This is a genomic window from Arcanobacterium canis (assembly GCF_029625435.1).
In the GTDB taxonomy this organism is placed as follows: domain Bacteria; phylum Actinomycetota; class Actinomycetes; order Actinomycetales; family Actinomycetaceae; genus Arcanobacterium; species Arcanobacterium canis.
In genome coordinates this window covers 1,022,307-1,045,223 of sequence record NZ_CP121208.1, presented here as the reverse complement: position 1 = coordinate 1,045,223, position 22,917 = coordinate 1,022,307, and the positions used below count along the sequence as shown (strand labels likewise).

Genomic DNA, 22,917 nt, shown 5'->3' with positions numbered 1-22,917 from the left:
CGTTGGTAATACAACATAATTGTGCTGAGGATACGGAAGTTGTGTGTCTGTCTGGAATAAAAACACGCCGCGACACGCTATAATGATGCTCGGACATTCATGTCCAGCCAGCAGTGATCATCTCTTGAAAGGCTACGCGTGGCAACTTCCGCTTCCTCAACTTCTCGTTCTTCTTCTGCGACATCGGGAGAAGTCGCATCGGTGTCGGCGAAGAAGACCTCCGCAAAGAAGACTTCAACCACGAAGACTTCGTCGGGTACGAAGAAGACTTCGGCGAAGAAAACTTCAACTAAAGCAGCCACAGAGGCCGCCGCTAACGATACTCAAAGCAATGTGAAGAAGACGTCTGCGAAGAAGTCAGCAGCGATTGCTAAAGAAGAATCGTCGGCTCCGAAGAAGAGTGCTACCACAACGAAAAAGGGTGCTAAGGCGAAGAAGGAAGAGGTTGTGACTCCAGACTCTGATGAAGAGGAAGAGGACGACGATTTCGATGAAGTGACACCTGATGAGCCGACGGATCTCGAAGATGAAAACCTTGAAGATCTTGATGATGACACCGATGATCCGGATGATGACGCCATAGACGATGAGCATGACGATGACGATTCGACCGAAGAGGAAGATACCGCTGAAGTCGAGGCAACGGTAGCGAAGAAGGGCTCATACGTCGTTAAAGACTCTGACGATACGGACGAGCCTGCTCAACGTGTTCATGTGGCCGGAGCGACAGCTGATCCAGTCAAGGATTACCTCAAGCAAATCGGCAAGGTTGCACTTTTGAATGCTGAAGAAGAGGTTGAGCTTGCCAAGCGTATTGAAGCTGGAATGCTAGCTCAGCATATTCTTGAAACCACTGAGATTACTGATCGTAAGCATCGTCGTGAGCTTGAGATCATCTCGCGCGATGGACATGGTGCAAAAAACCATCTCCTCGAAGCGAACTTGCGTCTCGTTGTTTCCCTTGCAAAGCGGTACACAGGTCGCGGCATGTTGTTCTTGGACTTGATTCAGGAAGGAAACTTGGGTCTTGTTCGTGCAGTGGAGAAGTTCGATTACACCAAGGGCTTCAAGTTCTCGACGTATGCCACATGGTGGATTCGCCAGGCGATTACTCGAGCGATGGCCGATCAAGCCCGTACGATTCGTATCCCTGTTCACATGGTTGAAGTGATCAACAAACTCGCTCGTGTTCAGCGACAGATGCTTCAGGATCTTGGCCGTGAACCAACCACGGAAGAACTTGCCCAAGAGCTTGATATGACCGAAGAAAAGGTCATAGAGGTTCAAAAGTATGGGCGTGAGCCAATTTCGTTGCACACTCCGTTGGGCGAAGATGGCGACAGCGAATTTGGTGACTTGATTGAAGACTCTGAGGCTGTTGTTCCGGCAGATGCTGTGGGCTTCACGCTTCTTCAGGAACAGCTCCATCAGGTGCTTGACACTCTTTCTGAGCGTGAAGCGGGTGTTGTTTCGATGCGATTTGGACTCAGTGATGGGCAGCCGAAGACTCTTGATGAAATCGGCAAGGTCTACGGTGTGACACGTGAGCGTATCCGTCAGATCGAATCGAAGACCATGTCGAAACTTCGTCACCCGTCGCGTTCGCAGGTGCTGCGCGATTACCTTGACTGAGATTTACTGAGTTTTTATGGCCGCCACGGCGTTGCTCGTTCCCACTGCGCGGGAAGAACAGCACCGTGGCGGCCATATGCATGTGTGTTATAGCGTTCACCACGAGCTTCACGCGCAACAAATTCTCTAAAAATATCAGCGGTGATCAATGTATCAGCCAGCGCTCGGTGGTGCTCGTGCGGGTGCAAGCCAAGGCGCGCGGCAACGTTTATGAGGGAATGAGAACCGTTAGGCAGATAAATGCGAGATTGATCGAGTGTATCGACACCTGCCGATTGCGGAATATGAACTCTTGCTCCACTCATCGCAAGTGCGTGATTGAGGAATCCACGATCGAAGGGGAAATTGTGAGCCACAATAATGCGCGTGGTCAGGAGGGAAATCAGGTGCGGCATGATTTGAGTAAATGTCGGTGCAGTAGCGACATCTGCGTCAGTAATTCCATGGATAAATGATGCGCTGACGGGACGTTGCGGGTTGACGAGGGTGTGGAACTGCGCTTCTTCTTCAAGGGTTTGTGAAAGCTGGATCACCGCAATTTCAATGATCCTGTCAGTTTGTCGGTCCAGACCTGTCGTCTCGCAATCTACCACTGCAAAAGAATTCACGTGGTCAGGCTAGCGTTTTCTTGTGTGCGAATACAATGGCCGAGCGATATTCGCTCGATTCTTTCGAGCCTGTTACTTATCCGCCGCAGGCGAAAGGCAACACCCTGCTTGGAATTTTTTGCAACATTCATGCTTTCATGTTTGTGTGAATACGATGCAAATGATGGAACCTACTTTGACAACAGCTGATCGGTGCGACGCATGTGGTGCTCAAGCATATGTTCGAGTGACAATGCCATTTGGCGAACTCCTGTTCTGTGCTCACCATGCCACCGAACATAAGCGCAAAATCGACGAACTCGCGATCTCAGTTCTCGATGAACGTGAACGCATCAAGAAATAAGTCACAACATGGAGAAGTGGCCACGCTTTCAAGGCGTGGCCACTTCTCCTATAAGCCGCTATTGGCTCATCAGCGGCATGGTTTGTTCCGCGTGTGGATTTCTCCACTTCCGGCGCGCATCGGGCGATCATCAGGGGTTTCGAGCTAAACTCGCTAGGTGCCACAAAACAACGAATACAACGCGCGTCATCTTTCTGTTCTTGAGGGACTTGAGGCAGTTCGTAAACGCCCAGGAATGTATATCGGCTCCACGGATTCGCGGGGCCTAATGCACTGTGCGTGGGAAATTATTGATAACGGCGTTGATGAGGCACTTGAAGGATATGCGCATCGCATCAATGTTCGTCTATGTCAGGACGGCTCAATTGAGGTAGACGACGACGGCCGTGGCATCCCTGTCGACGAAGTTCCTGGGACAGGCGCATCGGGTCTTGAAGTGGTCTATACCAAGCTTCACGCCGGTGGTAAGTTCGGCGGAGGCTCGTACGCGTCGTCGGGTGGGCTCCACGGAGTGGGCGCGTCTGTTGTGAATGCGTTGTCTGCGCGTCTGGACGTATGGGTGAAGCGCGATGGCAAGATTTGGACGATGTCTTTTAGTCGCGGGGAACCGGGCGTTTTCGATGACAGCGCAGGGGTGAGTCCTGACTCGCCGTTCACTCCATACGAGGATTCCTCGCAGCTACGAGTCGTGGGCAAGGCTGCCAAGAAAGACACCGGCACTAAAGTCCGGTATTGGGCGGATCCCCAGATTTTTCCTGACTCTGCACAGTTTTCGTATTCTGAGCTCATTGAGCGTGTGCGTGAAAAAGCATTCCTTGTCCCTGGCCTGACGATGAGCGTCACCGACGAGCGCCGACTCGATGACAACACCGATCGGCACGAAACCTTTCAATATGAGGGCGGGGTCGTCGATTTCGTCGATTTTCTCGCTTCCGATCCTGCAATCACGGACACCATGCATCTGACCGGTGAGGGAACATTCACTGAGACGGTTCAAGCTCTCGATCCGCATACGGGCCATCTTGCACCCAAAGATGTTGAGCGCACTTGTCAAGTTGACATCGCCTTACGCTGGGGAAATGGTTACGAAACCACCGAAGAATCTTTCGTCAATATTATTGCTACCCCCAAGGGAGGCACACATTTGGCTGGCTTCGAGCAGGGCGTGGTGAAAGCCCTGCGTGGAGTCATCGATTCTAAATCTCGTCAGCTCAAGCTCTCAGCCCGTGAACCAAAAATTGAAAAGGAAGATATTCTCGCAGGATTGACCGCCGTCATTTCTGTGCATTTCCCAGAACCACAATTTGAAGGCCAGACGAAAGAGATCCTTGGTACTTCAGCGGTACGCGCGATTGTCTCCAAAGTTGTTGACACGAGGCTGTCTGAGATTCTGTCGTCTCATAAGCGTGATCAGAAGACCGAGACGATGCGACTGGCAGAGAAAATCGTGGCAGAGATGCGTGCGCGAGTCGCTGCGCGAACCCAAAAAGAAATTTCACGACGCAAGAATGCGTTGGAAACATCCACATTGCCTGCCAAACTCGCTGATTGCCGAAGCGAAGATGTCTCGCGTTCTGAACTGTTTATCGTGGAGGGGGACTCTGCGCTCGGAACCGCCAAACTGGCGAGAAATTCAGAGTTCCAAGCGCTCTTGCCGATTCGTGGAAAGATTCTCAACGTCCAAAAAGCCTCGCCTGCCGATATTTTGAAAAATGCCGAAGTGTCGTCGATTATTCAGGTTGTTGGTGCTGGCTCAGGACGCACTTTCGATGTTGACGCTGCTCGCTATGGCAAGATTATTTTCATGACGGATGCAGACGTTGATGGCGCGCATATTCGTACCTTGTTGCTCACGCTCTTTTTCCGCTATATGCGACCACTTGTCGAGGCTGGGCGCGTCTATGCTGCAGTCCCACCGTTGCACCGAATCGAAGTGGCCGGAGCCGGACGCCGCAAGGGAGAGTTCATCTATACATACTCTGATAACGAGCTCGCGCGCGAACTTGCGAAGTTAAAAAAGCAGGGACGTAGCTATAAAGAACCAATTCAGCGGTACAAAGGCCTTGGTGAGATGGACGCTGATCAGCTCGCCGAAACGACGATGGATCCGGCCCACCGTACCTTGCGACGAATCTCGATGGCAGATATTGAAGCGTTGCGTTACGCCGAATCAACATTTGAGCTTCTCATGGGTTCTGAAGTCGCTCCACGCAAGGAGTTCATCGTGGAAAGCGCTGGTCAGATTTCGCGAGATCAAATTGACGCCTAAGATTTTCTTGGAAGAATGGACACCAACAGATTGCCAATGGAAACGAGAGGAGAGCCTGTGGCACAGTGGGCAGACCCTGTACGCAAGGGCGTAAGCTTTCCGCCACCACACCTCGGTTTGGTGTGGCGTCGTGCACGCGTTTCCGATCTTGAGCGAATGCTCATTCTTGCGGCTCAAGCGACGACGGGGGAGAACCATTTCCGCCGTGAGCCCGTGATGCTTGCTCGTCTTGCACGAATGAATGTGCTTCCGGAATTTTCTGATGTGATCGGTGGATTCGACGCGGAAGGCGTTATGCAGGCCTACGCTTCGGTTATTGTCAATCCCCTCAACACGCCAATTGTTCGTGCACAAGTTGAAGGAGTCATTTCTCGTAGCTGGCGTCAAAAGGGGATCGGACGTGCTGTCCTCGAATGGCAAGATGGACGAGCTCGCGAATTAGCAATGAGAGTACCCGGTGCAACAGGAATCGAGATTGATTCCGTTTCTGAAGAAGAAAATGCAGATTTGCGCCGCCTTCTCGCTGCCGGTGGCTTTGCTCCCGTGGAATCGCGACGCTTTTATCTGGCTGACGTAGCACAGATGGCGGTGCAAGGGCGAGAATCCCTCGCTTATCTGCATGGCCATGGATACCATGTTCACGCGTTGCGCGAGGAAGATCTCGATGAACTCCACCTCATGAACAACTCTGACTGCGCAAAATCTCCGTTCTTGAAACCTGCTGGTGATGAAGATTGGCGTTTATTGATCGGTACCGTCAATGCGGAAGCATCAATCGTTGTCGATGATGTCGATGGCATCGCGATGTACGGTCTTGTCGAGGAAGGACGCCAAGGTAGTGGTCTGGTTCGTGCGCGAGGGGTGCGCCCACACGTTTCAACCGACGTGATGCGTCATGTCATCCTCGCTCATGCAAGTTTCGTTGCGGCGCGGTTTTCTCAACTGCGTGTGCTTGTTGCTGACAACGAGCCGATTGTCGATGCGTTGAAACTTGCCGGATTCACCCCCGACGGCGTACTGATCAGATATGCGATCACACTATGATTGCCGAGCGTACCCTTGGCACTGTTGATTGCCATGCCCTGACAAAACTCATTTCCGCCTGTGAAGCTGCCCAGCGGGCCCAACTTCGCACCTCGAGCACCGAAGTGGAGGAATATTTTTCCTCAGATTTTCCGCACCGCATCCGCGGATTCTTTTCTGGCCCCACATTGGTGGCGTATTCTATGGTGCGTCTTCATGACCCCGCGTCGGCGCAGATGACCATGAGCGGGGGTGTACACCCAGATTTTCGCCGTCGTGGAATCGGCCGACACATCATCAGTCGGTCGATTGAAGCGAGTGGCGAAATTGCTCGTGAGCAGCAACTTCTTTCATGGACAATGCGAATGTATGTCGATCGCGATAACAGCGACCTCGAAGCTCTGATGCAAGCCTTTGCTTTTCATACCAGAGATGCGATCGTCTCCATGCGAAAGCATATCGGCACCGGGATGCCCCAGGTTTCTGATGCGCACTACGTACGAGTCGATGCGCTAGAGGAATCCATGGAAGAGGAGGCCCACAAGCTGCGACGAACAGTTTTCGCCGACGCCGGAGCATGGCTTGGGCCTCAGTGTACGTGGCGTTTTGGTGCAATTGATGAGTTTTCTGACCGTCCCAAACTGGTGGGCTATCTTCTGGCCTCACGAGTTGAAGGGTGGGCAGCCCCCGAAGCCCTCGTCGAGGAGCTGGTTGTCGAGCCACAATGGCAGCGCCGACGAGTTGGCGCTCGTCTCCTTGCTGCGGCTGAGGACGCGTTTGCCGCGGAAGGAATCGGCGCAGTGTCTTTAGACCTTGACGCCGAATCTCCCGTTTATGATTCATTCGTCCAACTTGGTTTTACTCCGGTAGCATCTGAGCGAGCATGGGATCGACAGTTCTCTGCTCAGTGAGGCTTAGCCGATTGAGCGGCTTTTAGCCAATTGCCGAAATTGGGCGGGCGAGTGCTTCTCCTGACCCGTCGCGTCGTTCATCGACATCCGGAAGAACGATTGCTTTGCCCTTTGCATCAACTGCGTGTGCTGGCAACGGTCCAACCCAGGCGTATTGCAAGATGTTTTCGCCGCGCAGGAAACGATGTGTTCGCACGCCTCCGGTTGCTCGGCCCTTCGCTGGATACCGATCGAGAGGGGTGAGCTTAACATGCCCAGCGACTGTGCCCGGTAAGGCGTCTTCGGCACCCGAGATCGTAGCAACCACGTGGGCAGCTAAATCATTGCTTGGCACACAGCCAAGTGCAATAACGTGGGCACCCTGACCGAGCTTCATTCCGGCAATGCCACGCCCAGCGTAACCCTGGGGACGAACATCGCTTGCGGAGAAACGCAGAAGCTGTGCATCGGAGGAAACCAGTATCACATCGTCGTCATCGCGAGCGCTAGCAACTCCGACAACCACGTCATCATCGAGCAGAGTGATCAGATACCCAGCGCCTGTGGCGTCGGCTGCATTGGTTCGCTTGATCTTTCCCTGAGCAGTAGCCACGGCGACGATATCGTCGGAGGCCAAAGAGATCAGCCCAACAACTTTTTCTTTCGGAGGCAGGAGCACAATCTCGTCGATCGGGGCGCCTGCTTCGAGTGACGGCGTCGTTTGGGTGCGTGGCAATGCTGGCACGTCTGCTACACGCAAACGTGCCACGGTACCTCCACTGGTGACCACGCCGACGTCGGCGAGGTTGGAAGCGAGGACAGACGACACAAGTGCCCCGTGGGAGACGTCACCTTCGCGGGAGAGGGGGTCTTCTCCTTCAACTCGCGCGACGCGTCCGGAAGTGGACAGAAGGACCCACGCGGGATCATCCGCAAGTTTCTTCGGCTTGCCATTGGCACCGGTTGATGCATCAGATTCGAGCAAGATAGTACGACGCGCAGTGCCATAATCGCGCGCGACATCGCTCAGCTCTCGAGTGATCAATGCTTTGAGAGCGAGTTCTGAACCGAGGATTTCTCGTAGTTCCTCAATTGTTTTCCTCAAATCATCGCGTTCAGACTCAAGCTCGATTTGAGAGAACTTTGTCAGGCGGCGCAGGCGAAGTTCAAGGATGTAATCAGCTTGTTCGGCCGAGAGATCAAAGACTTCCATCAGACGAGCTTTCGCCGTTGCCGAATCTTCAGACGAACGGATCAGTTGAATGACTTCGTCGATGTCCGCGATGGCGATGAGCAGGCCCTCGACCAGGTGGAGGCGTTCGAGAGCTTTGTTAAGCCGGAACTGTGATCGACGGCGAGTTACTGAGATACGGTGGTCAAGAAATACCTGCAGGAGCTCACGAAGGCCGAGTGTGCGCGGTTCGCCGTCCACAAGAGCGACGTTATTAATTCCGAACGATTCTTCCAGTGGAGTGTGCTGGTACAGCGACGCGAGCACTTCCTCGGGGGAGGCGGCGTTTTTCACTTCAACGACCAACCGCATCCCATGATGACGATCGGTGAGATTTTGTACCCCGCTAATACCAGTGAGCTTCTTGTTCTGGACGCCATCTTTAATTTTCTCGATGACTTTTTCTGGGCCGACGAGGTAGGGCAGCTCTGAAAAAACGATGCCCTTCTTCCGCGGCGTGATATTTTCGATGTGCGCGGTTGCGCGTGTGCGGAAGATTCCGCGTCCCGTCTCATAGGCTTGGCGAATGCCGTCGAGGCCCACGATCCGCCCACCTTCAGGTAAGTCTGGGCCAGGGATGTACGTCATCAGATCGTCGAGAGTGGCATCTGGATGGTTCAGAAGATACTTCGCGCCGGCGATGACCTCATTGAGGTTATGGGGCGCCATGTTCGTGGCCATGCCCACGGCGATTCCGGATGAACCGTTGACAAGAAGATTCGGAATCGCAGCAGGCAACACTTCCGGCTGAAGAAGAGTGTTGTCATAATTGGGAATCATGTCAACGACGTCTTCATCGAGTGACGCTGTCATTGCTAGCGCGGCAGGCGCCATCCGGGCCTCGGTGTAACGAGGTGCTGCCGGGCCGTCGTCGAGAGAGCCAAAATTTCCATGCCCATCAACTATCGGCAATCTCATCGTGAACGGCTGGGCCATACGAACCATAGCGTCGTAGATGGCAGTATCGCCGTGAGGGTGGAGGCGGCCCATAACGTCGCCGATCACACGTGAGGATTTCACATGACCGCGGTCAGGCTTAAGCCCCATCTGATTCATTTGGAACAAGATGCGACGCTGGACTGGCTTGAGACCATCGCGCGCATCTGGCAGTGCGCGCGCGTAGATCACAGAGTAGGAATACTCCAGGAAAGAGGTGCGCATCTCCTGCGAAACGTCGATATCGACAATGTGTTCCTTAATGTCAGCCATTCGTCTATTATCGCTGTTTTCCCTAGCAATAGGGGGAACGCCACGGGTGGCATACCTCGCTCGCTGTCGCGTCAGCGACCTCGAAATGAAACAATAGATCCATGATTGATTTTTCTGAGGTTGCTTGTGCGATGCGTTCCATTGGTGCTCATGGTGCTGCTCTGATTGACGATGTTTCAGCGGCGGTCGGAACCGAAGAAATCACAGCATATTTTGCGCGCCCAGAAACTGCATTTGATGACGATGCCGTTTATGAACGCGCTGTGGTCTTTGTTCTGACCACCACTCGTTTAGTCGTTCTTTTTTCTGATATCAGCCACGATTTCACTGCCAAGGGAGAACTTGTGTCTGATATCCAGGTCATTAGTTTGGCTCAAGTTCGCGAGCATCATGTCATCCGTCGTCGTGCGGTAGACGGCGATCAGTTTGGACAACTCAACTCCGCGGTTTTGCGACTGCGCTGGGGAGGGGCATGGTCTACCGAGATTTTGCCGAGCATGTGTGAAGATCCATCATGCACGCTTGATCACGGCTTCATTGGGATGATTACCAATGACGATTTCCAGATTTTCACTGAGCGCTTCGCCGATGCGTCCTACTTCGAACCGACACTGGCATTTATGGGGCAGCTTGAGGCAGCGTTGGGGGCCGTCGGTGAGCGCTGAGATCACCGCAACCCTCGCTGGCGCACTCGACGCCGTCGGCTACGGCATCCCCGGGACTGCCGACGCCGATGTACTGGGGTTCCCGTCGGCCACGAAATTGTGTTTCGTCGTCGTCGATGGCCTTGGAGCGCTCCAGCTCCAGGCGCGACGTGGCCACGCGCCGACGTTGCGTTCTCTTGGCCTTGATCGTGGGATCACGACGGTGACACCCTCGACTACGGCAGCAGCGCTTACAGCGATTACGACGGGTGAAGAGCCGGGACAGACCTCCATGGCGGGGTACACAATGCGTAATGACGCAACACAAGAAGCATTTTCTTTGGTGTCGTGGAAAGGACAGCGTTTGCCTGAACCTCGCCAATGGCAGAGCTGCCCGACACTTTTTGAACGCCTTGGTTCGCGTGCTGATCAGGCACGTGTAATTGCGGCGAAGAGATATATTGGGACGCCCTTTTCACAAGCTTTTCTCCGGGGCGCTCATATGCTGCCTGCTCAGACTCTGGATGAACGTATCGAAGCCGCCGCTCAGGCGCTGCGTTCGGTTGCTGACGTGGTGTACCTCTACTGGGAAAACATCGATAAAGCTGGCCATCACAACGGTTGGAATTCACAGGCCTGGATTGATGCGCTTGAAGAGCTGGATGCTGGAATACGTTCCTTGCTACGCCGGCTTCCATCTGACACTCTCCTCGTGCTCACCGCAGACCACGGGATGGTGGATGTGACCGAGCGGATCGATATCGCAGCTCATCATCAACTACGCCGCGGGGTTGACCTCGTGGCAGGAGAGCCGCGCGCCTTGCATCTATACACCACAGAGCCTGATGACGTGGTTCGCAGGTGGAGTGAATTCCTCGGTGATAAAGCTGACGTATTGACGAAAGCCGATGTCGCTTCATCTGGGGTGCTCGGGCCGATTGCCGAGCATGTCAAGAATCGACTTGGTGACGTGTTTGTCTTGATGAAGGGCACTAGTGTCGTGGTAGATTCCACCACGCAGCCTTCCTCAGCGATCAACCTGATCGGTGTACACGGCTCGCGAACGGATGCTGAGATGTATGTTCCGTTGATTATGGAGGTGGCGTAAATGGCTGAGCTCGTCTTTTTCTCAGGCACGATGGATTGCGGAAAATCGACGCTGGCGCTCCAGACAGTGTACAACTTCCGCCAGCGTGACCTCGCTGGGCTAATTTTTACGATGAATGATCGAGCTGGGCGAGGAAAGCTTTCGTCGCGTATTGGGTTGATCGCCGATGCCATGGAAGTTGAACCAACAACGGATTTTTGGAAGGTCATCGCTGGTGCCCGCCAACGTGGACGCGTGGACTGGCTCATCTGTGATGAGGTGCAGTTTTACACGCGTGAGCAAGTTGACCAACTTGCTCGTATCGTTGACGAGATCGGCATCAACGTCTACGGTTTCGGTATTACAACGGACTTTCGTGCGCGTCTCTTCGAAGGCTCACAGCGGATGATCGAGCTTGCCGATCGTATTGAGCGCCTTCAAGTTGAAGCACTGTGCTGGTGCGGTAAGCGCGCTACACACAATGCGCGCACGATCAACGGGGAAATGGTGACGGAAGGTGAACAGGTGGTCGTTGGAGACACCGCGGGTGCCACTGTCGCTTACGAAGTGCTGTGCCGATACCATCATATGCGTGGGATGACAGCTGCCACGGCACATGCCGCAGAGCTGTCACCGCAAACCTTGGAACTTTAATCGTCTTTCGAATAGCCAAACACAATTTCGTCCCATGACGGCATCGATGGGCGACCTTTGCGCTTCTTTGAGTCCTTTGTCGATGCCTGTGGCGAGGGCGGAATCTCAGCGATTTCTTCTTGCTGTTCGTCCTCGTTCTGAACGATCTCAAGCCTTGCCTCGTTTGCAGTGGCGGCGCTTTCCTCGGAATCTGAACGCGAGGGGAACGCCAGAATGGTAGCGTCAGTTGCTCCCTCGACGTCGGAAGCTGCGGGATGTGCGCCGTCAAAATCGGGCATTGGGCGTGACACTCCGCGTTGAGAGTCGAGTGAATCAAGCATATCCGCGATCGAGGCAGATTCGTCAGACGCATCGTCTGGGGTGATCGGCTCGTGGGGGTCTTCGGCAATATGACGTGCTCGACGCGCCTCAAGAGATGCGGTGTTCTCGCTCATCTGAGGAGTATTGAGGGGACGCCACGGCGACGTGGGTGCAGGGATCTGTGTTTCGGTGAGCCATGTGGCTTCATCGTTGGCAGCAACGACTGTGTGTGCCTTCATATCGATCTTCCACAGTGCGGCGTGCTGCTTTTCTCCGATAGTAAATTCCACGCTGAGGAAACGCTCATTATTCTTTTTGTACGAATCCCAAAGAATCGATTCTGATGTCACGGAACGTGCAGCGAGACGTGAACCGACGAGTTCTTCGAGACTCATGGAGCCGTCTTCTTTGCTTAACATCCACCGGCGTGCCTGCAATGCCGTGTACTGGCGTTCAGCAAGGATCGGACGAGCTAGGCCGTCAAGATCGGACGGGGGAATAGAGGTGATTTCTGAAACCTCGGCGACGGACAAGCCTGCACGGAAATGGGCCTGAATCTCTTTAGGTGTAATCGGGCGAGGCTGCTCGCCGTTTTCGGGGCGGATATCCTTTCGCAGAGCGGCACGAAGTTGCGGTGTAATCGGCAAACGGTAACGGTTTCCTTCGGCGTCGTTCAGGCTTAGTGCGTCGCCGTCAGTCACCACACCCAACAGCTCAAGATCGATCATATTTCCTCCCAAATCTCCAGTAACAAGAGTGCCACGAAATGGCGAAAAATGCCCATTTTTCCTATGGTGTGTTCACCCACGTCAAAGGCATTAATCAGCTGAGAACAAACGTTGACTTCACAAACGAGAAAAAATCTGGTAAAAACAGCGGGAACAAACAGGCGCATGTCAGCGTCTGTGGCGTCGGAAACTCACGCTGTGGGCCGATGTCGGAGGAGAGGAAATATCGAAGGAGGTCACAATGGCCACGGATTACGATGCACCGCGCAAACAAGATGAGGAGATCAAGGAAGACTCCCTGGAAGCGCTGAAGGCTCACTCTGATCAGCAGTCTGGCACTGTCGATGAAGATGAGAACGAAGCGGCAGAGGGTTTTGAACTTCCAGGTGCTGACCTTTCGAACGTTGAGCTTTCGGTTGCTGTTATTCCTGCTCAGGATGACGAATTCACGTGTAGCCAGTGCTTCCTGGTTCACCATCGTTCGCAACTGTCTCATGAGGAGAACGGTCTTCCGGTCTGCTTAGAGTGTGCATCCTGACATGCTTCGGCCCGTTCACTAACGGGCCGTTGCGGTACTCTAGGGCAGTGACGAAACGAAAGGCGCAATAATGGGTTGGTTTTCACGCAAGAAGAATGAAAAGAACACGACAGTTGAAGAAACTGCACAACAGGAGCCGACACACGTCAATGGGCCCTGTGATGCCTCCGAAATTGCCGATCCGGAGGATCTTCTTGATGCCGGCGCGTTGTTGATCCCTGCTGTTCCTGGCGCGCAGCTCCAACTGACATTGAATGAGGACCATACCGCAGTAGTTGGTGTGGTCTACGTGATCGATGGTTCAGCGCTTCAACTTCAAGCATTTGCTGCCCCAAAGTCACACGGAATCTGGGATGAGGTTCGCCTTGATATGCGTACTTCGATCGCTCAGCAAGGCGGATCGTCGGTGGAAGTCGATGGTGTCTTTGGTAAAGAGCTTCACGCCCAGATGCCGGTTGAAGGCGGCACTGCACCTCACCGTTTCCTTGGGATTGACGGCCACCGGTGGTTGCTTCGCGCCACTCTCTACGGCCGTGCAGGTGCTGACGATGCGGCTGCGGAATACATTTTGCAGATCCTGGATCGTGTTGCTGTGCGACGAGGTGCTGAGCCTCACCCACCGCGTGAGTTGCTCACTCTTCAGATTCCGCCGCAGATCCAAGAGAATCTTCAAGCTGTCGAAGGCTAATGGCCAAACGTCGCATCAATGTGCGCGGGAGCGTTATTTCGGTAACGTACCCGGGCACTTCTCATGCGCCGAATGTCACTGTTTCACTTCAAGTAGGCAACGTCGTCCTGCGTCTTGTTTTTATGTCGCGCAGGCAGCTCCATGCGATCGATATTGGTCAGTCGCTTAATGTTCGTGGGAATCTCGTGACGGTCGAAGGCGTCCCCACTCTTTTCAATCCCTCGTACTCGATTCTCCCGGAGGAAGCATGAGCGAAAAATTTGGATCAATGCTGAGCGAGGATTTCGATGCGCTCGAAGCCGTTGGCGGGACACGTGGAATTATTGAATCGTCGCTTCCGACGCTCGTTTTCCTTGTTGCCTACCTTGTGGCTGATGTCAATCTCGCTTTGTGGCTCTCCCTTGTACTCGCTGTTGCTTTTATTGCGGTACGTGCTGCCACCCGAATTCCTGTCACGCCTGCTGTGGGCGGGTTCTTCGCAGCGATCGTTTCTGCTGCACTGACGTGGAGAACAGGGAACGCATCCAATTTCTTCTTGTGGGGGCTGCTGACGAATGCTGCATACTTTGTGGCTTTTGGCCTTTCGTTGCTCGTGCGCCGGCCACTGCTAGGATTTGTCATCGGAGCATTGCGTGGTGAGATGACGGGGTGGTGGAAACGCGCTGGAGTGACCCGACGCCGATACTTCCAGGTGACCGCGCTATTCACTGCTCTTTTTGGGCTACGGATGGCAGTCCAGGTTCCGCTCTATCTTGCCGGTGCAACCTCAGCACTCGGCGTCGCCAAACTCGTGATGGGATTTCCGCTGTTTGCGATCTTGGCCTGGCTAGCGTGGATGCTCGTGCATGATCTCGAGCCGGTTGATGACGTCAGCGCGGATCCCTCTACGTCTAGTTCTGTCCAATAAGGGCAGCGACCGTATTGACTGCGTTCTCAACGGTCTCATCGATTTCGATGACAAGGCTGTCGCCGGAGAGGATAGCGATATCAGGTTCGGGAACAATGGTGGCACCGGAACGAACAATCGAGACGATACGTGAACTCAGTGGCAAAGCAGTGTCGTGTACCGGCTTACCATCGATCGGGGCATTCTTTGCCACGGCACCTTGAAAGAGAGACACAGTCGAATTTTCGAAGGTGAGACGACGTACCAGTGCGCCCGTTTCCATGGCATTTTCGATGAACGATCCGAGAATTTCCGGCGTGGAGGCGGCGACGTCAACTCCCCATGACTCGTCAAATAACCACGAGTTGGCAGGATTATTGTTACGAGCGATGACTCGTGGCACACCAAATTCTGTCTTGGCCAGCAATGACAAAACGAGATTCGCTTTGTCATCACCGGTTGCTGCAACAAGAACATCGGTGGTGCCCATATCGGCGTCGGTGAGAACCGAGATCTCGCAAGCATCACCGAGAAGCCAATCGGCCTGCGGAACTGACGCGACGCGCATTGCTGCAGGATTGCGGTCGATAAGCGTGACACTCTGACCCCGCGCGATCATCTCGCGCGCTATCGAGCGTCCCACCGAACCGGCTCCAGCAATCACAATTTTCATAGCATGTCCTCCGTCGGCGGGTGATTGAGAATGCGTTGTACAGCAGCTGCTCTCACCGTGGGAACAACCATGTGCAAGTGATCGTCGTCTTGAAGAACCATCGAGGACGTGGGCAAGATTCCCTTATTTGAGCGAACGATGTAGGCAACACGTGCGCCAGTAGCAACTTCAATATCACCCAGTTCGGTTCCGTACCATGCGTCATCAACATCGACGTCGATGACGCAGATGCCGGCAGTGGAGTCGGAGTAATCTTCGTGGGGTCCAAGGGGAATCAGTGCGCGCAACATATGTTCTGCTGTCCACGCCACAGGAGCAACAGAGTCAATCCCGAGGCGCTGATAGATCGCAGCGCGTTGCGGGTCGTAAATACGTGTCACGACGTTTGCTACGCCAAAGGTGTCATGAACAACTCGCGCCGCGATGATATTTGAGTTATCGCCCGAGGAAGCGGCAGCGAAAGCGTACGCTTCGTTGATTCCTGCTTGAAGCAGGACATCGCGATCAAAACCATGACCTGTGACTTGTTGGCCGGGGAAGTCCTCAGGCAGTCTGCGAAATGCTGCTGGATCGCGGTCGATAATTGCTACCGAGTGGCCACGATTAGTGAGATCAACTGCCAGTGTGGACCCCACGCGTCCGCACCCCATCACTACAAAATGCATTCCGGAGAGCTCCTTTGCACGAATCCTGGCGTAATGTGTTTCCTGATGTCCAAGAATAGAACAGAATTGTCAGTGTCGCGAGCCTCGTCACTTGTGTTGATCGGTCTCAGCGCCCTCATCGTGCCGCAAACGATGTTACGCTCGATGCCCAAATTTCATGCTGATTGGCGGATTTTCCTTGCTGCCCTCGTCGGTATTGCGGCATTTTTCGCCGTCGTTTTTGGACTAGTGCAGGTGCGTCGTGCTGCTCCCCGGCGTTCTCTTCACCAGCTTGCCCGCTCCTATCTTTCGCCTCAAACCGCGATTATTGTGGCCTCAGCGCGGATCGTGGCATATGCAGCGCTTTGCATCCTTGGCACGGAACTCACCACGGCCGCGCTCATCCCATTCGTGGATATCAGTGCCTTCGCTGCGTGGATTGCCTCAGGAATCATCGCGATTATGGCGGTGATTGTGCTATTGCGCCACTGGGTGGGGAATCTGCGATGGACTGTCCTGTTTATGGCGGGCGCTCTTGCAATGTCCGTGATGGTACTTCTCATCGGCCTGCTGATGGAGACAATGGGGGGAATTGCGTGGCGTGAAGTGGCAACTGCCCGCCTCGACGTTCTTTCAACTGCTGCCGCCACATCTCAAGGTGGTTTCTCGGCGGTTGTCTTGGCTTCCTTATTCCCGACGGGAGTCGTTATTTTACTCGCTGAGAGAATCATGGTTCCCGCTCAGGAACGGCGCGTCGATGTCCGGTATTTAACGATAGCCTTCCTGCCGTCTCTTCTTATTATCCTCGCGACCTTGTACTTAACTGTCATTCTTCAACTTCCCGGGGAACGTTTAGCTCTTCCAATCTTGTCAATGGCGACAGCGTTCACGGGGGTTATCGCGCAATACATCATGGCAGCAACGATCGGTGCAGCAGGCTTGTCAGTGACATTTATGTCTCTTCGTCAGCTACCTCGACTGATCCGTGAGCTCGCGGTTGACGGCCTGGTTCCCAAGCGACTTGCGGCACGCGATGCCGTCGGATCTCGAAATATTATCCTCGTCGTCATTGCTGTGATCTGTGCGGTTAGCGTACACGTCTTGTCGTCTGCGCGCGTGGTGCCCATCACTTTCGTCGTCGCAACGTTCGTCATGGGAGTCCTTGGCTGTGCCGCTCTTGTCAGTCGCGCCAAAACTCAGTTACGTACCTCGACGATCTCTGATGTACGACGTCGAGCCCACCTGGAGAGCTGGCTGTTCCGACTTTACGGAGTGCTCGCGACGGTGGTCCTAGGTGCTGTGACATATATGGAGCCACTGTGGATGGCACTCGATATTGCGATGTTACTTGTGCCTGGTGCATTTCTCGTTGCCCTACGTCGAGGGCAATTGCGCATCGCAGATGAACTTTCGGCTGACACATTGGGAGCAGGGCGTATCATCCCGGCACGGGTGCGCGCCTACGTTCTTGTATCGCGCGTTGACGACCCCACACTCGAAGCCCTGGATAAAGCTCGTGCATTGCGGTCAGCATCGATTGAAGCACTTGCCGTTGATATCGACCCCAACCAGACTCGATCGATCCGCGAGGACTGGAAACGCGGACAGATTGCGATTCCTCTGACTGTACTGGGAACGCCCCGAGGAGCAGCGCGCGGACCGGTGATTGAGTACATTCGTTCTGTGCGTCAGCTCCACCCTCAAGACCTCATCGTGGTAGTCAGCCCAGTGGTAATCGGTACGGGCGCATGGCAACGATTCATGGTGGCACATACAACCCCAGGGATCATTTCCGAGCTACGAATGGAACCGGGAGTGGCGATCATGGAAGTTCCTTTCCATATGAATGATTCCGAGAGCGAAAACGAGGAGAGCAAGTGAAGATTGAGATCACCGATGTCGCTCATGGCGGTGTTTTCGTCGGGCGTGTCAGCAACGAAGTCGTCTTTGTTCGTGGGGCGTTGCCTGGCGAGGTGTGTGACGTTGAGATCACGAAGAAACGATCGAAGTTATCCTTTGCTCGTGTCACCCGTGTCCTTGAAGCGTCTGAGCATCGCGTCGAAGAACGCTGGCCCGATGGGGCTGCAGGCGCGGTTGGGGCAGCGGACTTTCAACATGCTGATCTGGCCTACCAACGTAAGCTCAAAGGCAACGTCATTCGGGCCCTAGCCCATCGCATCGGCTCTCCACAACTAGGCGAAGCTCTGAGCGGTCTGACTGTCGAACCTATCGATTCAACTGACGGCTGGCACAGACGCACACGTTTCGACCTCGTCAAACTCCCTCAGGGGGTGGGAATGTACAAAGAGCAATCCCATAACCTCATCCGCTTAACTGAACAACCCCTGGCGGTCACCGAACTGGAGGATCTCGACCTCTATGGATCTGCATGGGATGATGTGATCGCCGCCGGTACTCGAATGCACGTGGTGGCGCCAGCGTCAGGACCGAACGTTGTCGTCACAGGGAAAGACGTATGGACAGCTCCTCATCACCGGAGCCGAGCGAAGCTCATCGAACGAGCGACAACCGAATCAAAGATTTTCGACTACGAACTCACACCCTCAGGGTTCTGGCAGGTCCATGCGCAGGCTCCGAGTGCGCTGTTGCGTCTGGTCTTGGCAGGTGCCGATGTACACGAAGGCGACCACGTCGTCGAACTCTTCTCAGGCGCTGGTCTGTTCTCGTTGCCACTCGCAGCGGCTATCGGCCACACAGGGACACTCGTGACCATGGAAGGATCGCCGACAGCAGTGGTGGATGCGCGCGCCAATCTCGCCAAGTTTTCCAATACGACGTTCCACACAGGACGAATCGATGTGCGCCACGTCAGTGAACTCACAGAGCACGCTGACGTTGTCATCGCTGACCCACCGCGATCCGGGTTGGGGACGCAACAGGCAAAGGCGCTCGCGGCCTGCGGGGCGCGGCGGATTGTGATGGTTTCATGCGATCCTGCGGCAATGGCGCGCGATGCGGCCACCCTGCTTGGACATGGATGGGAACTGCTCTCATCACGAGCACTGGACATTTTTCCGCAGACGCATCATGTCGAAATTGTCAGTGTCTTTGGGGAAGCATCGCCACGGTGAGCCGCGTAAGATTCACCAAGTAGGCCCTTTGGCACGGTTACCCTGAACGGAAGCGAGGAGGAGTGCATGACGATTCTTGAAACGATCACCAGCCCGGCGGATCTGAGAACCCTCAGTGAAGATGAATTGGTGACCCTCAGTGAAGAAATCCGGCACTTCCTTGTTCACCATGTCTCGGCAACTGGTGGCCACCTCGGGCCGAATCTTGGCGTGGTGGAGCTGACTATTGCGCTTCACCGAGTGTTTGATTCGCCGAACGACAAGCTCATTTTCGATACTGGACACCAGAGCTACGTACACAAACTCCTTACAGGACGCCACGATTTTGACAAGCTCCGCCAAAAAGGTGGGCTATCGGGTTATCCTTCACGCGCTGAATCTGAACACGATGTTGTGGAAAATTCTCACGCATCCACAGCGATTTCCTGGGCAGATGGCGTGGCACGCGGTTTCCAGCTTTCCCATCAAAACAATCGTGCGGTGGCAGTGATTGGTGATGGCGCAATGACAGGTGGAATGGCGTGGGAAGCGTTGAACAACGTCGCTGAAGACCCGAATCGGCCAATCGTCATCGTATTGAACGATAATGGACGTTCCTATTCACCGACGGTGGGCGGAATTATTCGTTCGCTTGACCCGGCGCGTAAACTCGATTCGGTTCGTGTATCCAAAAACTACGAACACTTCCTTGAGTGGGGAAAACGAACTCTCCAGGCGGGTGGTTTGCCAGGGCAGCTCACCTACGGTGCGCTTCGAGGATTTAAGCGTGGCATGAAAGAAATGCTCGTGGACGCCGGAATTTTTGACACCCTGGGTGTGAAATACATCGGTCCGGTGGATGGACACAACATCACCGATCTTGAAGAAGCTTTCACCATGGCACGCGAGTTTGGCGGACCGGTGGTTGTCCACGCCATTACCGACAAAGGACGCGGGTACAAGCCAGCTGAAACAAACGAGGATGACCGTTTTCACGCAATTGGGAAAATTCACCCAGAGACGGGTCTTCCGATCGCACCTTCACGCTTCGGGTGGACGAGCGTTTTTGCTGACGAGATTCTGTCGATCGCGCAGGAAAACGAAATGGTTGTCGGCGTGACTGCAGCGATGCTCAATCCGGTTGGTCTCAAACCGTTCAACGACGCATTCCCCGAGCGCGTTTTCGATGTTGGGATCGCCGAAGCCCACGCGATGACGATGTCTGCTGGCTTGGCACACGCGGGATTCCATCCAGTACTTGCCTTGTATTCGACGTTCATGAACCGTGGCTTTGACCAGCTTCTGATGGATATTGCACTTCACCGCGAACCAGTGACCATTTCGCTGGATCGCTCAGGCGTCACAGGTAACGATGGCGCTTCGCATAACGGCATGTGGGATCTCGCTCTTGCATCGATTATCCCTGGTCTCAAAGTGGCTGTACCGCGTGACGAAGCAACGTTACGTACACAGCTGCGCACCGCTGTCGGCGTCGATGGACCGACCTTGCTACGTTACCCGAAGGGCCCAATGCCACAGCCTCTGCCTGCAGTGCGATCAATAGGGGATGTGGATGTTCTGATTGACAGCGACGATCCTCATCCGTTGGTTCTCGTTGGTATCGGCGCCTTGGCTCACACAATGGTCGAAGCGGCGCGTGTTCTCGACGTTCCAGTGATGGTTGTCGATCCGACCTGGGTCCTTCCTGTTTCTCCAGAGCTGACACAACTTGTAGCATCTTCACGCGGCGCAGTCATTCTCGAAGATGGACTCGCCGACGTCGGTGTGGGGATGCAGATTGCACGTTCCGTTCGTCAGAGCGGATCCGATGTTCCTCTTGAGAATCTTGGCATTGGAAAAGCATTCCTCGCTCATGCAAGTCGTCAAGACATCCTTCATGAGCAGGGGATGGACATTGCGGCGGTGGTTGCTGCTGCCGGTCGGATTACTCGCTGACTGAGCGAATCGTGGATAGGACGGGCGTGACAATGTCGATCTGCCAGGGCCGCGCGCCGGCACTGGCCAGTGCGCGTGTGAGATCCGCTGGAGAATTCCATCCATTCCACGCAATAGTTTTCTGAATGAGTGGTTTGAGAAGAACGTCTTGGCGAATTGAGAGTTCGTCAGCGGCCGCGAAGATCTTGTCACGGATGCTGTGCCAGCGCCGCCCAGCCTCAGGATTGAGATTGTCCCATCGATTTGTTGGTGGGAAGGGATCGCGGTTGGGATCGCGGAACTTTCGCGCTGGCAGCTCAGATTCAGTCATGCGCCATGCCTTGTCGATCGCGTCCCAGAACGCATCCACAAGTTTTTGGCGTTCACGGCTCCGCATCAGGCTTGAACGCTGAAGATCAGATCGAGAACGAGGTTTGTGACCTGCGAGTTCACCAATAAGCTTCGTCGGGTACACCTTGGAAGGGCTCACATCGCGCTTTTGAGCGATGGTATCGCGTGCTTGCCACAGGCACGAAATCATTGCAAGTGCGCGCTGATCTTTGATGCCTGCTTGACGCGCAGCGCGCCGCCAGGGTTGTGCTTTGGGTGGTTTTGGTGGGCGTAGACGAATTTCTTCGCACTCTTGTTCGAACCACTCTAATCGGCCAGCATCCGTCAGAAGCTGAATCATTGAGTCGCGTAGTTCATGAAGGAGCTGGACATCGAGTGCAGCATACGAGCGAAGTTCGGGAGCAAGAGGACGTGCTGACCAATCGGCATTGGAGTGTTCTTTCGCAAGGAACCAGCCGAGTCGGTCGGCGATGAGATGTTGAAGCGATGTGTGATCATATCCTAAAAGGAGAGCAGCCATCTCAGTGTCGAACACTTTTGTTGGCTCAAGTCCAAGCTGACGTAAGGAGGGCAGATCTTGATCTGCTGAATGCAAAATCCATTCACCAGCAAGTGCGTCAGCGAGCAGAGTCAGGCGATCTTCAATCCCTACCGGATCGATCAAATAGATTGGCGAATTTTCACTTTTTACCTGGATTAAGTAAGCGCGGTCAGAATACCTGATCCCCATCGCTCGCTCGGTATCGAGTGCGAATACGCCACCAGGGGAGGCGGAGAGAACTGCTGCGATGGCGTCGATATCAGTTGTGACCTCAGGGATACCATCAAATGGTTCGTTGAGGGGACGAGCGTCAATTTCCTCGCTCAAATCATTGCCACCTTTCGTCGCAGACTTGCGACGTTGTCTGTCCACGGGCCAAGCCCCGCAAGTTTTGCTGCAAAATCGGCCCATCCGAGGAAATGCTCGGTCAAAAATTCGGTGTGCGGTGTCCACGATGCGCGAACTTCGAGTTCCACCTGTGAGGCCCCCAAGACCAGACCACCGAATGTTTCGTTGAAAACCCGCGTGACGGTGCCTGAGAAGCTATGATAGGACGCACCGCGCTGATCTAAAGATTCAGCCAACCATGTCCAGGCTACTTCGCCCAGGAGAGGGTCTGCAGCAAGCTCGGAGTCCATCGGTGCTTTTGCATGGAGCACGATGCGAAAATCACCATTCCAGGCAGGTTGACCATCGGGATCATGGAGCACAATAAACTTCGCCTCCCCGAGATGATGAGCAGGGTTGAGGTCGAGACTATCGTTGACTTCCGCCTGAAGTGCCACAGTCCATGGCGCAATCTGGGTCGGCGGCGGAATCTGGACCACATGTAACTCAGGACGGAATTTCTGACCACGAAGTGAATCAAGGGCAGTGAGAAATTCCTGGGGCGTTTGCATATAAAAACTCTAAAGGGGCGAGCGTCCAAGTGTGGAGTGGCGCGCCGGGTAGGATAGGACACGGATTGTTAAG

Annotated in this window: 22 protein-coding genes; 15 read left to right on the top strand and 7 right to left on the bottom strand. The window is 54.4% G+C overall.

The genetic code is table 11. The annotated features are described in order from the left end of the window. Positions 1–138: 138 nt before the first annotated feature. Positions 139–1,632 (top strand): RNA polymerase sigma factor, encoded by a 1,494-nt coding sequence (locus P7079_RS04725; RefSeq protein WP_278012141.1) that lies wholly within the window; start codon positions 139–141, stop codon positions 1,630–1,632. A gap of 14 nt (positions 1,633–1,646) precedes the next feature. Here P7079_RS04725 and P7079_RS04720 read toward each other — a convergent pair whose 3' ends face one another. After that, entirely contained in the window at positions 1,647–2,240 is a 594-nt protein-coding gene (locus tag P7079_RS04720; protein WP_278012140.1) for a 3'-5' exonuclease, read from the bottom strand. A gap of 154 nt (positions 2,241–2,394) precedes the next feature. Between P7079_RS04720 and P7079_RS04715 the strand changes: the two genes are divergently transcribed. The 4 genes from P7079_RS04715 (at position 2,395) to P7079_RS04700 (ending at position 6,786) form a co-directional block, all read left to right on the top strand. Continuing rightward, complete coding sequence (locus P7079_RS04715) at positions 2,395–2,583, top strand: DUF7455 domain-containing protein (RefSeq protein ID WP_278013610.1); 189 nt, start codon at positions 2,395–2,397, stop codon at positions 2,581–2,583. A 157-nt stretch (positions 2,584–2,740) separates the two neighbouring features. After that, positions 2,741–4,852 carry a DNA gyrase/topoisomerase IV subunit B gene (locus P7079_RS04710; protein WP_278012139.1) on the top strand — a complete coding sequence of 704 codons (2,112 nt, stop codon included), beginning with the start codon at positions 2,741–2,743 and terminating at the stop codon, positions 4,850–4,852. A gap of 57 nt (positions 4,853–4,909) precedes the next feature. Next, positions 4,910–5,896: a hypothetical protein gene (locus tag P7079_RS04705; protein ID WP_278012138.1), complete on the top strand. Its 987-nt coding sequence runs from the start codon at positions 4,910–4,912 to the stop codon at positions 5,894–5,896. Next, positions 5,893–6,786 carry a GNAT family N-acetyltransferase gene (locus P7079_RS04700; protein WP_278012137.1) on the top strand — a complete coding sequence of 298 codons (894 nt, stop codon included), beginning with the start codon at positions 5,893–5,895 and terminating at the stop codon, positions 6,784–6,786. The genes P7079_RS04705 and P7079_RS04700 overlap by 4 nt, the downstream gene beginning before the upstream one ends. Before the next feature lie 22 nt (positions 6,787–6,808). Here P7079_RS04700 and P7079_RS04695 read toward each other — a convergent pair whose 3' ends face one another. Continuing rightward, complete coding sequence (locus P7079_RS04695; protein ID WP_278012136.1) at positions 6,809–9,205, bottom strand: DNA gyrase/topoisomerase IV subunit A; 2,397 nt, start codon at positions 9,203–9,205, stop codon at positions 6,809–6,811. Positions 9,206–9,306: 101 nt separating this feature from the next. Here P7079_RS04695 and P7079_RS04690 point away from each other — a divergent pair, with 101 nt between their 5' ends. From P7079_RS04690 to P7079_RS04680, 3 genes are read left to right on the top strand one after another with little or no spacing between them, the layout of a single operon-like run. Beyond that, positions 9,307–9,870 carry a DUF5998 family protein gene (locus P7079_RS04690; protein WP_278012135.1) on the top strand — a complete coding sequence of 188 codons (564 nt, stop codon included), beginning with the start codon at positions 9,307–9,309 and terminating at the stop codon, positions 9,868–9,870. Further along, on the top strand, positions 9,860–10,957 hold the full coding sequence (locus tag P7079_RS04685; RefSeq protein WP_278012134.1) for an alkaline phosphatase family protein: 1,098 nt from the start codon (positions 9,860–9,862) through the stop codon (positions 10,955–10,957). The genes P7079_RS04690 and P7079_RS04685 overlap by 11 nt, the downstream gene beginning before the upstream one ends. Beyond that, entirely contained in the window at positions 10,958–11,590 is a 633-nt protein-coding gene (locus P7079_RS04680) for a thymidine kinase (protein ID WP_278012133.1), read from the top strand. Here the strand turns inward: P7079_RS04680 and sepH are convergent. After that, positions 11,587–12,618: a septation protein SepH gene (gene sepH / locus P7079_RS04675; protein ID WP_278012132.1), complete on the bottom strand. Its 1,032-nt coding sequence runs from the start codon at positions 12,616–12,618 to the stop codon at positions 11,587–11,589. The genes P7079_RS04680 and sepH overlap by 4 nt on opposite strands. A gap of 241 nt (positions 12,619–12,859) precedes the next feature. Here sepH and P7079_RS04670 point away from each other — a divergent pair, with 241 nt between their 5' ends. The 4 genes from P7079_RS04670 to P7079_RS04655 all read left to right on the top strand — a co-directional run bounded on the left by P7079_RS04670 (position 12,860) and on the right by P7079_RS04655 (position 14,751). Beyond that, entirely contained in the window at positions 12,860–13,156 is a 297-nt protein-coding gene (locus P7079_RS04670) for a DUF4193 domain-containing protein (protein WP_278012131.1), read from the top strand. Positions 13,157–13,226: 70 nt separating this feature from the next. Then, complete coding sequence (locus tag P7079_RS04665) at positions 13,227–13,844, top strand: DUF3710 domain-containing protein (RefSeq protein WP_278012130.1); 618 nt, start codon at positions 13,227–13,229, stop codon at positions 13,842–13,844. Beyond that, complete coding sequence (locus P7079_RS04660; RefSeq protein WP_278012129.1) at positions 13,844–14,095, top strand: single stranded DNA-binding domain-containing protein; 252 nt, start codon at positions 13,844–13,846, stop codon at positions 14,093–14,095. Before P7079_RS04665 ends, P7079_RS04660 begins: the two co-directional genes overlap by 1 nt. Continuing rightward, entirely contained in the window at positions 14,092–14,751 is a 660-nt protein-coding gene (locus P7079_RS04655; RefSeq protein WP_278012128.1) for a DUF3159 domain-containing protein, read from the top strand. Before P7079_RS04660 ends, P7079_RS04655 begins: the two co-directional genes overlap by 4 nt. Here the strand turns inward: P7079_RS04655 and P7079_RS04650 are convergent. Beyond that, positions 14,735–15,403, bottom strand: a complete 669-nt coding sequence (locus P7079_RS04650) for a potassium channel family protein (protein ID WP_278012127.1) — start codon at positions 15,401–15,403, stop codon at positions 14,735–14,737. The two genes, P7079_RS04655 and P7079_RS04650, sit on opposite strands and share 17 nt — an antisense overlap. Next, positions 15,400–16,068, bottom strand: a complete 669-nt coding sequence (locus P7079_RS04645; protein WP_278012126.1) for a potassium channel family protein — start codon at positions 16,066–16,068, stop codon at positions 15,400–15,402. The genes P7079_RS04650 and P7079_RS04645 overlap by 4 nt, the downstream gene beginning before the upstream one ends. A 45-nt stretch (positions 16,069–16,113) precedes the next feature. On the opposite strand from P7079_RS04645, the gene P7079_RS04640 reads away from it, so the two are divergent. From P7079_RS04640 to dxs, 3 genes are all read left to right on the top strand, one after another. Continuing rightward, positions 16,114–17,928, top strand: coding sequence for an APC family permease (locus P7079_RS04640; RefSeq protein WP_278012125.1), 1,815 nt, complete (start codon positions 16,114–16,116; stop codon positions 17,926–17,928). Beyond that, the gene (locus P7079_RS04635) at positions 17,925–19,139 is read left to right on the top strand and encodes a class I SAM-dependent RNA methyltransferase (RefSeq protein ID WP_278012124.1); all 1,215 of its coding nucleotides are present in this window, start codon (positions 17,925–17,927) and stop codon (positions 19,137–19,139) included. Before P7079_RS04640 ends, P7079_RS04635 begins: the two co-directional genes overlap by 4 nt. Positions 19,140–19,205: 66 nt before the next feature. Then, a complete protein-coding gene (gene dxs / locus P7079_RS04630) occupies positions 19,206–21,074 on the top strand; it encodes a 1-deoxy-D-xylulose-5-phosphate synthase (RefSeq protein WP_278012123.1) in 1,869 nt (622 codons plus the stop codon). On the opposite strand, the gene P7079_RS04625 is transcribed toward dxs, so the two are convergent. Together P7079_RS04625 and P7079_RS04620 are read right to left on the bottom strand one after the other, a co-directional pair. Then, complete coding sequence (locus tag P7079_RS04625) at positions 21,064–22,272, bottom strand: HRDC domain-containing protein (RefSeq protein WP_278012122.1); 1,209 nt, start codon at positions 22,270–22,272, stop codon at positions 21,064–21,066. The two genes, dxs and P7079_RS04625, sit on opposite strands and share 11 nt — an antisense overlap. Beyond that, positions 22,269–22,844: a DUF3000 domain-containing protein gene (locus P7079_RS04620; RefSeq protein ID WP_278012121.1), complete on the bottom strand. Its 576-nt coding sequence runs from the start codon at positions 22,842–22,844 to the stop codon at positions 22,269–22,271. The genes P7079_RS04625 and P7079_RS04620 overlap by 4 nt, the downstream gene beginning before the upstream one ends. Positions 22,845–22,917 lie beyond the last annotated feature (73 nt).